We start from the raw sequence: 11049 nt of genomic DNA, 5'->3' as shown, positions 1-11049 counted from the left end.
GTGTTCCCGGTTCTTTCAGTTCTTCTTGTGGATGGTGACCGAAGCGCCGGTGCGTTCGAGGGCGACCAGGAAGGCGTCGGCCAGGGTGGCCTTGGTGACGACGTCTTCCAGGTTCACGCCCAGGTGGACGATGGTCTGCGCGATCTGCGGACGGATGCCGCTGATGATGCAGTCGGCGCCCATCAGGCGCGCGGCGGCGATCGTCTTCATCAGGTGCTGCGCGACCAGGGTATCGACCATCGGCACGCCGGTGATGTCGATGATCGCGATCTCGGCGCCGGTGTCGACGATTTTTTGCAGGATATTTTCCATCACCACCTGCGTGCGCGCCGAATCGAGCGTGCCGATCAGCGGCAGCGCCAGGATGCCGTTCCAGAGTTTCACGACCGGGGTCGACAGTTCCAGCAGTTCCTGCTGCTGGCGCACGATGATCTGGTCTTTCGCTTTCTGGAACACTTCGATCGTGTACAGGCCGAGCTTGTCGAGCAGCGCGCTGACGGCCCACGAGGCGCCAGCCAGCGCCGCGGCGTCATCGGCGAAGCCGGCGGTCAGCTGGGCGAACAGCGGCTGCTTGAGCGAAAACACGAAGGTGGCGGTCTCGCCCGGGGTCGAGCCGCTCTTGGCGCGGCTGGACGAGATTTCGCTCAGCAGGTCGCGCACCTCGTCCCACGAACGGTGTTCGATGTTCTCCAGTTCGCCGGCGCGGGTGGCGACGGCAAAGGCCGCCAGGAATTGCTGGCAATGGTCGCGCAGTTGCGCTTTCGAACTGGCGGTGCCGCGTACCAGCAGGGCTTCGAGTTGCGCGATCCATTGCGAGCCGATCTCGGCTTCGTGCTCCTGGATGAGCTGGCTGATACGGGAGGCGTTGTCTTTCGTCGTCATCGATGGATCCTGGTTTTGGTCGTCATTGTCGTGGGCGCCCGATTCTGGGACGAGCTGCTCCACAATTGGAGAATCACTAACTATAACACTTCTGCTATTGAACCAATGAAACGCCTGAGCGGTGCGGCGGTCCCGGACGGGCGTGGCGCTTCCTCTCGCGCGGAACCGTCTCCTAGCGCCTGCCAGCGTCCTAAAGCTTGATCTCGCTCAAGAGTACGCCATGCAGGATTGGTTAGCCTGACGTCTTGCGCTAATGCAATGGCTGCTGTCAACAGATTACGTAGACGCTGCGCACGGCTTGCATGGCACATTACCCCCATCCAGGGAGAAGACCATGAAATTCATCTTCGGTCGCCGCGAAAAATTCTTGTACCGCCGCAATCCGGTGTATTCCAGCTTCCTGTCCGGCACAAAGTTCGGACTCGCCATTGCGGCGCTGGTGTACCTGGCCATCCGGCTTCTCGAATGGCCATAAAAAACCGCCAGGCTCACGCACTGGCGGTTTTTACTTTCAGCGGCGCGAGCCGCTGTAAAGATGATTACTGCGCCGCAGCTTCCGCCGGATCCGCCGCCTTCATCGACAGCTTCAGGCGGCCGCGCTCGTCGGTTTCCAGAACCTTCACGCGCACTTGCTGGCCTTCCTTCAGGTAGTCGGCAACGGCGTTGACGCGCTCGTTGGCGATCTGCGAGATGTGCAGCAGACCGTCCTTGCCCGGCATGACTTGCACGATGGCGCCGAAGTCCAGCAGTTTCAGCACGGTACCGTCGTAGGTCTTGCCCACTTCGACCGAGGCGGTCAGTTCTTCGATACGGCGCTTGGCTTCCTGGCCGGCGGCGGCGTCGACCGACGCGATGGTGACGATGCCTTCGTCGGTGATGTCGATTTGCGTGCCGGTCTCTTCGGTTAGCGCGCGGATGACGGCGCCGCCCTTGCCGATGACGTCACGGATTTTCTCTGGATTGATCTTGATCGTGATCAGGCGTGGCGCGAAGTCCGACAGTTCGGTCTTCACGGTCGGCACGGCCTTTTGCATCTCGGCCAGGATGTGCTGGCGGGCTTCCTTGGCTTGCGCCAGCGCCACCTGCATGATTTCCTTGGTGATGCCCATGATCTTGATGTCCATCTGCAGCGCGGTAATGCCTGCAGGCGTACCCGCTACCTTGAAGTCCATGTCGCCCAGGTGATCTTCGTCGCCGAGGATGTCGGTGAGGACGGCGAACTTGCCGCCTTCCTTGATCAGGCCCATGGCGATGCCGGCGACGTGCGCCTTCATCGGCACGCCGGCGTCCATCAGCGCCAGGCAGCCGCCGCAGACCGATGCCATCGACGAGGAACCGTTCGATTCGGTGATTTCCGACACCAGGCGCACCGAGTAGCTGAAATCTTCCGGGTTAGGCAGGGCGGCAACGAGTGCGCGCTTGGCCAGGCGGCCGTGGCCGATTTCGCGGCGCTTCGGGGTGCCCACACGGCCGGTTTCGCCGGTGGCGAACGGAGGCATGTTGTAGTGCATCATGAAGTCGTCGGTGTACTCGCCCATCAGCGCGTCGATCTTCTGGCTGTCGCGCGCGGTGCCGAGGGTCGCGATGACCAGCGCCTGGGTTTCGCCGCGGGTGAACAGGGCCGAACCGTGGGTACGCGGCAGCACGCCGGTACGGATTTCGATCGGGCGCACGGTGCGGGTGTCGCGACCGTCGATGCGTGGCTCGCCATCCAAAATCTGGGTACGCACGACCTTGGCTTCCATGTCGAACAGGATGTTGCCGACTTCGGCTGCATCGGCGCTGACGCCTTGTTCCGACAGGGCTGCCATGACTTCCGACGACAGCGACTTCAGCTTTTGCTGGCGCGCCGATTTTTCGCGGGTCTGGTAGGCTTCGCGCACTTTGGCCGAGGCCAGTTCCGACACTTGCGCGATCAGGGTTTCGTTTTTCGCCGGTGCGGTCCACTCGACTTCCGGCTTGCCGCCTTCTTCGACTAGGGCGTGGATCGCGTCGATGACGGCGCGCATCTGGTCGTGGCCGAACACGACCGCGCCCAGCATGATTTCTTCGGACAGCTGCTGCGCTTCGGATTCGACCATCAGCACGGCCGTTTCGGTACCGGCGACGACCAGGTCCATCTGCGAGGTTTTCAGCTGGGTGGTGCTCGGGTTCAGGATGTACTGGCCGTTGGCGTAGCCGACGCGGGCGGCGCCGATCGGGCCGTTGAACGGAATGCCGGCGACGCACAGGGCGGCCGAGGCACCGATCATCGCCGGGATGTCCGGATCGATTTCAGGGTTGACCGACAGCACGTGGATGATGACCTGGACTTCGTTCAGGTAACCCTCCGGGAACAGCGGACGGATCGGACGGTCGATCAGGCGCGAGGTGAGCGTTTCTTTTTCGGAAGGACGGCCTTCACGCTTGAAGAAACCGCCCGGGATTTTACCGGCAGCATACGTTTTTTCGATGTAATCGACGGTCAGCGGGAAGAAGTCCTGGCCCGGCTTGGCGTCTTTCCTGGCGACGACGGTGGCGAGCACGACGGTGTCTTCCACCGAGACCATGACGGCGCCGGAGGCTTGACGGGCGATTTCACCGGTTTCCAGGGTGACGGTATGTTGGCCGTACTGGAAAGTCTTCGTAACTTTATTAAACATTGGTAATCCCTTTCTATTTGCCGACAGATTTTCAGGAGCTGTCGTTCACCTCACCGCGCATGACCCGTCGGGCCACCGTTAAGAGGGCTTGGCGCCCTCTCCTTCTACTAATTTCAATACTGCAAAATCTACAAACGCCAGATACAAAAAATGCCCGCGACAGTTGGAACTGACGCAGGCATTTCCGTGACTAAACCGTCTGGCGCAAAAATTACTTACGCAGGCCGAGTTTGGCGATCAGGTCGCGGTAACGGTTCAGGTCTTTGCTCTTCAGGTACGACAGCAGGCTCTTACGACGGTTGACCATCATGATCAGGCCGCGGCGCGAGTGGTGGTCTTTCTGGTGGGCTTTGAAGTGGCCGTTCAGTTCGTTGATGCGTGCGGTCAGCAGTGCGACCTGGACTTCCGGCGAGCCGGTGTCGTTCTGGCCACGTGCGTTGTCGGCGATGATTGCCGACTTGTTGATGTTTTCTACGGACATGATGTTACCTTTCACATGCGGTGCAAGAGTCGCAACCCAGCGCACCGTGATTTGATTAAAAAAACCTGCCCTCGCGGACAGACCCGCCAGTATATGCGAAAACAGTTGGCGTCACCAGCTTTTGCTGCGGCGCGCTTCAGGCATCATGGAGGCTACAAGTCAGCTGCGGGGGAACGCATGAACAAGATGATCAGAATCGCAACGCTGTGCGCCGCCCTGTCCCTGGCCGGCTGCGCCGGACCGATTTTCAAGCAGGCGCCGCTCGTCGGCGACCCGGTGGCGGCCGTCACCAGCAAGATGGGACAGCCGACTTCGGTCTACCCCGCCCCGGGCGGCGGCCAGTTGTTCGAATACGCCACCGCACCCTTCGGCCAGTTCACCTGGATGGCGCATATCGGGCCCGACGGGCGGCTGGTCTCGTACGAGCAAGTGCTCACCGGCGAAAAATTCGCGACGCTCAAGATCGACCAGGCCACCAAGGCCGACGTCCTGCGCACCATCGGCCGCCCCGCCGAACAGTCGCGCGTCATGCAGCGCAACTACGAGGTGTGGTCGTATCGCTACAAGGAAGCGGGCGTGTGGAATTCGCTGATGCACGTGCACTTCGACGAGCAGGGCGTCGTGCGGCAGATGATGAATGGGCCGGATCCGATGTTCGAGGTGAGGGATCGGCGCTGGTAGGCTCTGCGCTTATTTGCGCCCGCCATCGCTACGCACGAACGCCTCGACTGCGTCGAGCGTCGGCGCCAGCCTTTTCAGCGAGTTCGACAGCGACGCCACCAGCGTGGTATGGGTGACGCCGTCGTAATACACCTCGCGCACCGGCACCTGGGCCGCGCGCAGCTTGGCCGCCAAGCCACCGGTGTTGCGTACGGGGTTGACCAGATTGTCTTTGTTGGCGGCGATGAGGAGTGCGGGCGGCGACGCCGTGCCGACGTGGTTGACCGGCTGCGAATCGGCCGGGGTGTTCGGCGCATCGAACACGGGTTGCGTGGTGCGGTTCTGCACCGGCAGGAAATCGTACGGTCCCGCCATGCCGATCCAGGCGCGCAGCATGTCCGGCTTCAGGCCCTGCTCTCCCAGCCAGCGCGGATCGAGCGCCAGCATGGCGGCGTTGTAGGCGCCGGCGCTGTGGCCCATCACGAAGACGTGCTGCGGGTCGCCGCCGTGGCCGGCGATCTCGCGCGCGGTCCAGGCGACGGCGGCCGCGCCATCGTCGAGGAAATCGGGATAGCGCACCTGCGGATACAGGCGGTAGTCGGGCACGACGACCACGAAGCCGCGCGCGGCCAGGGCGCGCCCGACAAAAGCGTAGTCTTCGCGCTGGCCGCTGACCCAGTTGCCGCCGTAGAAAAAGACGATCACCGGCGCCTTGTCGGCGTTCGCCGCAGGACGGTAGACGTCGAGCATGTTGCGTGGGTCCGCGCCGTAGCGCAGCGCCGTGGTGGCCTGCACGGCGCCGGCGGGCGAGACGGCGTTGACGAGCGAGAGCGGCGAACAGGCGGAGATGGCGCCGGCCAGCAGCAGCGCGCCGGCGTAGTAGATGAATCTGGTCATGCGCCGAGTATGGGGCCGCTGCCGGGGATGCGGCGCGCTGCTGGACATGCATACGCGGTTGTTTCCACATCAACAAGAAGCCGACCTATACTGCAGGCTTATGGCAACCGCACTTTCCAGCTTCCGGCAACCGCGCGCACTGTCCGGCATTGGCCTGTCGCTGGCCGTGCATGTGTTGCTGGTCGGTTTGTGGCAGCTGTCGCGGCCGGTAGCGGTGCAGGAGAATGACGAACCGCGGCGCATGCAGTTCCTGCGCCTGCTGCCGGCTCCCGAGCGCACTGCCCCCGTGCTGCCCTCCCCTGTGCAGAGCGCCGCTCCCATTGCACGCGGCGCGCCGGCGGCACGCACGACGCCGCCGGTCGCACCCCAACCCGTGCCGGAGCCTGCGGCCGAGTCAAATGTTCCGGCCGCGACACCGATAGCGGACGCGCCACCTGCCCCGACCGTATCGAGCGCCGACCTGTTACGCGCAGCGCGCGCCGAGGCCGGCGCCGCCGACCATGCACTGCGCGCGCAAAACCCGCGCCGCGGCATCCGCGCGCCGGTCGAAACGGCGCAGATGAAGCTGGAACGCGGCATTGCGCACGCGGCCGAGATGGCGCCGAACCGGTGGTATCAGGCGCCGAAGACGCAGGAGATCCTGGACCCGGGTGGGTACGGGCGCAGGCGCCACAAGGTGATCACGGCGAACGGCACCTATTGCGTGACCTACGAATCGAATCACGGACCGGATGGGCGCGACACGATGCGCGACGGGATCCAGCCGAAGTTGACCAATTGCCCGCCGCATGAGGAGCCGGCCAAGGCGCAGAAGTGGGATTGATGCCACCGAGCTTCGTGGCGGCGCTGTGCGGATGGTGCGAACGCGTGGGCAGAGCCCACCCTACGTTACACGACGGCCACTGGTGTTATCACGCGGCCCGTGCGCCTCGAAGCATCACAACTGCGGATGCGCGCGCTCCACCTTCGAGTGCAGCTTGTTCAGCCCCGACAGATACGCCTTGGCCGAGGCCACGACGATGTCCGGGTCCGCTCCGACGCCGTTCACGATCCGCCCCTGGCGCGACAGGCGCATCGTCACTTCGCCTTGCGACTCGGTGCCGTTGCTGATCGCGTTGATCGAGAACAGGATCAGGTCGGCGCCGGTCTTGGCCTGGCTTTCGATGGCGTTCACGGTGGCGTCGACCGGACCGTCGCCCGAACCTTCGCAGGCGAATTCCTGGCCGTCGATCGAGAACACGACGCGCGCGTGCGGCAGCTCGCCGGTTTCGGAACGCTGCGCCAGCGAAACGAAGCGGAAATACTCGCCGCCCGAGGCATGGTCTTCGGCCGAGACCAGCGCCATGATGTCCTCATCAAAAATCTCGCTCTTGCGGTCGGCCAGCTCCTTGAAGCGGGCAAAGGCGGCGTTCACTTCGGCCTCGGATTCCAGGTCGATGCCCAGTTCCTGCAAGCGCGCCTTGAAGGCGTTGCGGCCCGAGAGTTTACCGAGCACGATCTTGTTCGCGTGCCAGCCGACGTCTTCGGCGCGCATGATCTCGTAGGTTTCGCGCGCCTTCAGGATGCCGTCCTGGTGGATGCCCGAGGCGTGGGCAAAGGCGTTCGCGCCGACCACCGCCTTGTTCGGCTGTACCGCGAAGCCGGTGATCTGCGAGACCATTTTCGAGGCCGGCACGATTTGCGTGGTGTCGATGCCAACGGTGAGCTTGTAGTAGTCGGCGCGCGTGCGCAGCGCCATCACGACTTCTTCCAGCGCGGTATTGCCCGCCCGTTCACCGAGGCCGTTGATGGTGCACTCGATCTGGCGCGCGCCGCCAATCGCCACGCCGGCCAGCGAATTGGCGACCGCAAGCCCGAGGTCGTTATGGCAGTGCACCGACCAGATGGCCTTGTCGGAGTTGGGTACGCGTTCGCGCAGGCGGCGGATGGTGGCGCCGAAGACTTCGGGCGTGGCGTAGCCGACCGTGTCGGGGAAGTTGATGGTGGTGGCGCCCTCGGCGATCACGGTTTCCAGCACGCGGCACAGGAAGTCCTCGTCCGAGCGGCTGCCGTCTTCCGGCGAGAATTCGATATCGTCGGTATGGTTGCGCGCGTAGCGGATGGCGAGCTTCGCCTGCTCCAGCACCTGCTCCGGCTCCATGCGCAGCTTCATCTTCATGTGCAGATCGGAGGTGGCGATGAAGGTGTGGATGCGCTTCCTCGCCGCCGGCTGCAGGGCTTCGGCGGCGCGGGCGATGTCGCGGTCGTTGGCGCGCGAGAGAGAGCAGATGGTGGAGTCGCGCACCGCGCTCGAGATGGCGCGGATGGCGTCGAAGTCGCCGGGAGAAGCGGCGGCGAAGCCGGCTTCGATGACGTCGACCCGCAGGCGTTCGAGCTGGCGCGCGATGCGGACTTTTTCGTCCTTGGTCATCGAGGCGCCCGGCGATTGCTCGCCGTCGCGCAGGGTGGTGTCGAAAATGATGAGGCGGTCAGGGTCGAACATGGAGTACTCCGTCAGCGCTTGTTGATGAACGAGCGCCGATGGTCCACGGGACCCCTAGCGGCGCTCGGCTTTATCGTTCTCGATCGGATCGTCGGTCGGGATGAGGGAGACCCGCTTGCCCTTGGCGCGCTGGATCACGAACACGATATACCCCGACAACCCGTAGACTACAAAAATCGGCCACAGGACTTTGGGCGGATCGATCGCCACCAGCGCAAAGGCCAGCGCGATCAGGAACACCACGATGAACGGTACCGACTTGCGGAAGTTCACGTCCTTGAAGCTGTAAAACGGCACGTTCGACACCATCGTCAGGCCGGCGAAGATGGCGATGCACCAGCTCACCCAATCCACCTGGCGCGCGCTGATGTTGATGTCCGGGTCGGTCATGAACATGATGAAGCCGACCACCAGCGCCGCCGCCGCCGGGCTGGGCAAGCCCTGGAAGAAGCGCTTGTCCACCACCTCGATATTCGTGTTGAAGCGCGCCAGGCGCAGCGCCGCGCCGGCGCAGTACACGAAGGCGGCGATCCAGCCCAGCTTGCCGAGCCCGCGCAGCGACCATTCATAGATCACCAGCGCCGGCGCGGCGCCGAACGACACCATGTCCGACAAACTGTCGTACTGCGCGCCGAACTCCGACTGCGTATTCGTCAGGCGCGCCACGCGCCCATCGAGCCCGTCGAGAATCATCGCGATGAACACGGCCCAGCAGGCGTGCTCGAAGCGCTGGTTCATCGCCATCACGATCGCGTAGAAACCGCAGAACAGCGCGCCGGTCGTAAAAGCGTTCGGCAACAAATAAATGCCGCGCCCGCGCGGGCCGCCCTTGTCTTCCGCCCGGCGGCCGAAGCGCTTCAGGCGGGAAAATCGTGTCGCACGGGGCGATGTTCCATTTTTCTTACGTCGTGGAAAGGCTGGCATAAGGTTCCGTATTCAAGTAGTGATCGCGCTGCTGACTTCCAGCGCCGTTGCCCCCATTATAGAGGCGCACACGGCATGTTAGCGAACGGATACTATTGGATTTCAGCCAGCAAACGCGCAGGCTTGCCGGGATGAATCCTTACTTGAACTTCACTTTTCCAACCAATCGCATCTGCAGCGTCGTTTCTCCCGGTTCGAAACTCGGTTCCGGCATGGCGTCGTCCGCGGCCTTCATGCGCGATCCGGCCACCATCACCGACTGCATCTCGGGCCGGCCGCCGTAATTGCCCGAGCCCTCGAAATCCACCGTATCGAGCACCGCATCCGCCGGCTGCCGCCCCATCGCGCGCGCGATCGAGACGATGCGCTCGTTCAGGTTGCGGTAGGTCTCGGCAATACGCTGGTCGTCGAGCAGCTTTTCGGTGGCCGGGGCCAGGCCGAAGTTGATGCCGTTGATCTGTAACACCTTCTGCGCCGCGGCCGCCGTTTTCGGCAACTCGGCCAGGTTGGTCGTCTTCACCTCCAGGTATTGCCCGACGCGCCAGCCGCTCGGCACGGGTTTGACTGGCGTGCGGCTCGCAGGCAGCGGCTGCACCGGCGGCTCGGGGTAGACCGGGTAGGTGTAATAGCCCTGGGTCTTCAGCTCGGCTTTCGGATCGGCGCGGCGCACGATCTCGGTGCCCTCCTTCATCTTGCGGTTCACACGGGCGGCGGCTGCCGCCTTGTCCTTGTCGAACTCCTCGACGGCGAAGGTCACCGTCGCCTGGTCGTTGGCGTGGCGTACTTCGCCGTTGGCCGGCACGATGACCATGGTGCCGGCAGTGGACGGGGCAGATGCGGGCGCCGGCCCCGTTTGCGCTTCGGCATGGGCTGCCATGACGAGGCTGGCGATGAGGACGAGTTTTGGAAGGGACATGGTTTTCTCCAGGCTAAGTAAAAGTGGCTTTACTTATACGATACCGTCGCGTTGCTTTCCGTCGTGATTTTGTAATGGAAAGTTGCAACTGTATTGGCGCCCTTACGAAAACCGGCCCTTCCCTTCCTCATTAGTTCTTCGACTGGTCCACGAGTTTATTCTTCGCGATCCACGGCATCATCGCGCGCAGCTTCGCGCCGACTTCCTCGATCTGGTGCTCGGACGTCAAGCGGCGGCGCGAGATCAGCGTCGGGGCGCCGGCCTTGTTTTCGAGGATGAAGCTCTTCGCGTATTCGCCGGTCTGGATGTCCTTCAGGCACTGGCGCATCGCGTTCTTGGTGTCTTCGGTCACGATGCGCGGGCCGGTGACGTATTCGCCGTATTCCGCGTTGTTCGAGATCGAGTAGTTCATGTTGGCGATGCCGCCTTCGTAGATCAGGTCGACGATCAGTTTCAGTTCGTGCAGGCACTCGAAATACGCCATCTCCGGCGCGTAGCCCGCTTCGGTCAGCGTCTCGAAGCCGGCCTTGATCAATTCGACGGCGCCGCCGCACAGCACGGCCTGCTCGCCGAACAGGTCGGTCTCGGTCTCTTCGCGGAAGTTGGTTTCGATGATGCCGGCGCGGCCGCCGCCGTTGGCCATGGCGTACGAGAGCGCGATGTCGCGCGCGGCGCCGGATTTATCCTGGTAGACGGCGATCAGGTGCGGCACGCCGCCCCCCTGGCGGTAGGTGCCGCGCACGGTATGGCCCGGCGCTTTCGGCGCGATCATGATGACGTCGAGGTCGGCGCGCGGCACGACCTGGCCGTAGTGGACGTTGAAGCCATGGGCGAATGCCAGCACGGCGCCCTGCTTGGCGTTCGGTTCGACGTTTTCCTTGTAGACCTGGGCGATGTTTTCGTCCGGCAGCAGGATCATGATGATGTCGGCGTTTTTCACTGCTTCGTCGACTTCGGCGACCTGCAGGCCGGCCTGCTCGACCTTGTTCCAGGACGCGCCGCCGCGGCGCAGGCCGACGGTGACTTTCACGCCGGATTCAGAGAGGTTCTGGGCGTGCGCGTGGCCCTGCGAGCCGTAGCCGATGATGGCGACGTTCTTGCCTTTGATGAGGGAGAGGTCACAGTCTTTGTCGTAGAAAACTTTCATGGTCTTTTGTCCTGTATT

At 63.5% G+C, this 11049-nt stretch carries 10 protein-coding genes and 1 pseudogene; 3 read left to right on the top strand and 8 right to left on the bottom strand.

Going from position 1 to position 11049, the window contains the following annotated elements:
* Positions 1 to 15: 15 nt before the first annotated feature.
* Positions 16 to 882: an STAS domain-containing protein gene (locus AC56LG_RS11200; protein WP_497166178.1), complete on the bottom strand. Its 867-nt coding sequence runs from the start codon at positions 880 to 882 to the stop codon at positions 16 to 18.
* A gap of 334 nt (positions 883 to 1216) precedes the next feature.
* On the opposite strand from AC56LG_RS11200, the gene AC56LG_RS11195 reads away from it, so the two are divergent.
* A complete protein-coding gene (locus tag AC56LG_RS11195) occupies positions 1217 to 1357 on the top strand; it encodes a hypothetical protein (RefSeq protein ID WP_497166177.1) in 141 nt (46 codons plus the stop codon).
* Between the two features lie 64 nt (positions 1358 to 1421).
* Here the strand turns inward: AC56LG_RS11195 and pnp are convergent, their stop codons facing one another.
* Together pnp and rpsO are read right to left on the bottom strand one after the other, a co-directional pair.
* Positions 1422 to 3524 (bottom strand): polyribonucleotide nucleotidyltransferase, encoded by a 2103-nt coding sequence (pnp, locus tag AC56LG_RS11190; protein ID WP_497166176.1) that lies wholly within the window; start codon positions 3522 to 3524, stop codon positions 1422 to 1424.
* 211 nt (positions 3525 to 3735) lie between these two features.
* Positions 3736 to 4005 carry a 30S ribosomal protein S15 gene (gene rpsO / locus AC56LG_RS11185; protein WP_192055423.1) on the bottom strand — a complete coding sequence of 90 codons (270 nt, stop codon included), beginning with the start codon at positions 4003 to 4005 and terminating at the stop codon, positions 3736 to 3738.
* 177 nt (positions 4006 to 4182) lie between these two features.
* Between rpsO and AC56LG_RS11180 the strand changes: the two genes are divergently transcribed.
* Complete coding sequence (locus AC56LG_RS11180) at positions 4183 to 4686, top strand: hypothetical protein (RefSeq protein WP_497166175.1); 504 nt, start codon at positions 4183 to 4185, stop codon at positions 4684 to 4686.
* A gap of 9 nt (positions 4687 to 4695) precedes the next feature.
* Here AC56LG_RS11180 and AC56LG_RS11175 read toward each other — a convergent pair whose 3' ends face one another.
* On the bottom strand, positions 4696 to 5562 hold the full coding sequence (locus tag AC56LG_RS11175; protein WP_497166174.1) for an alpha/beta hydrolase: 867 nt from the start codon (positions 5560 to 5562) through the stop codon (positions 4696 to 4698).
* Positions 5563 to 5662: 100 nt separating this feature from the next.
* Here AC56LG_RS11175 and AC56LG_RS11170 point away from each other — a divergent pair, with 100 nt between their 5' ends.
* Positions 5663 to 6385, top strand: a complete 723-nt coding sequence (locus AC56LG_RS11170) for a hypothetical protein (RefSeq protein ID WP_497166173.1) — start codon at positions 5663 to 5665, stop codon at positions 6383 to 6385.
* 114 nt (positions 6386 to 6499) lie between these two features.
* Here the strand turns inward: AC56LG_RS11170 and AC56LG_RS11165 are convergent, their stop codons facing one another.
* The 4 genes and pseudogenes from AC56LG_RS11165 to ilvC all read right to left on the bottom strand — a co-directional run.
* A complete protein-coding gene (locus AC56LG_RS11165) occupies positions 6500 to 8044 on the bottom strand; it encodes a 2-isopropylmalate synthase (RefSeq protein ID WP_497166172.1) in 1545 nt (514 codons plus the stop codon).
* 54 nt (positions 8045 to 8098) lie between these two features.
* The gene (pssA, locus tag AC56LG_RS11160) at positions 8099 to 8968 is read right to left on the bottom strand and encodes a CDP-diacylglycerol--serine O-phosphatidyltransferase (protein WP_497166171.1); all 870 of its coding nucleotides are present in this window, start codon (positions 8966 to 8968) and stop codon (positions 8099 to 8101) included.
* A gap of 139 nt (positions 8969 to 9107) precedes the next feature.
* On the bottom strand, positions 9108 to 9884 hold the full coding sequence (locus AC56LG_RS11155) for an SIMPL domain-containing protein (RefSeq protein ID WP_497166170.1): 777 nt from the start codon (positions 9882 to 9884) through the stop codon (positions 9108 to 9110).
* 130 nt (positions 9885 to 10014) lie between these two features.
* Positions 10015 to 11034: pseudogene (gene ilvC / locus AC56LG_RS11150) on the bottom strand (ketol-acid reductoisomerase); the annotation flags it as partial.
* Positions 11035 to 11049 lie beyond the last annotated feature (15 nt).

The sequence above is a fragment of the Telluria sp. ZB2R32 genome (genome assembly GCF_059685715.1).
The sequence above is the reverse complement of the archived record's forward strand: the minus strand, read 5'-3'. Positions and strand labels throughout refer to the sequence as shown.

Excerpts from the sequence above, each read along its gene's own strand:
- AC56LG_RS11200 (WP_497166178.1), bottom strand. The coding sequence starts at position 882 with ATGACGACGAAAGACAACGCCTCCCGTATCAGCCAGCTCATCCAGGAG.
- AC56LG_RS11170 (WP_497166173.1), top strand. The coding sequence starts at position 5,663 with ATGGCAACCGCACTTTCCAGCTTCCGGCAACCGCGCGCACTGTCCGGC.
- rpsO (WP_192055423.1), bottom strand. The coding sequence starts at position 4,005 with ATGTCCGTAGAAAACATCAACAAGTCGGCAATCATCGCCGACAACGCA.
- AC56LG_RS11165 (WP_497166172.1), bottom strand. The coding sequence starts at position 8,044 with ATGTTCGACCCTGACCGCCTCATCATTTTCGACACCACCCTGCGCGAC.
- pnp (WP_497166176.1), bottom strand. The coding sequence starts at position 3,524 with ATGTTTAATAAAGTTACGAAGACTTTCCAGTACGGCCAACATACCGTC.
- AC56LG_RS11175 (WP_497166174.1), bottom strand. The coding sequence starts at position 5,562 with ATGACCAGATTCATCTACTACGCCGGCGCGCTGCTGCTGGCCGGCGCC.
- AC56LG_RS11195 (WP_497166177.1), top strand. The coding sequence starts at position 1,217 with ATGAAATTCATCTTCGGTCGCCGCGAAAAATTCTTGTACCGCCGCAAT.
- AC56LG_RS11155 (WP_497166170.1), bottom strand. The coding sequence starts at position 9,884 with ATGTCCCTTCCAAAACTCGTCCTCATCGCCAGCCTCGTCATGGCAGCC.
- AC56LG_RS11180 (WP_497166175.1), top strand. The coding sequence starts at position 4,183 with ATGAACAAGATGATCAGAATCGCAACGCTGTGCGCCGCCCTGTCCCTG.
- pssA (WP_497166171.1), bottom strand. The coding sequence starts at position 8,968 with ATGCCAGCCTTTCCACGACGTAAGAAAAATGGAACATCGCCCCGTGCG.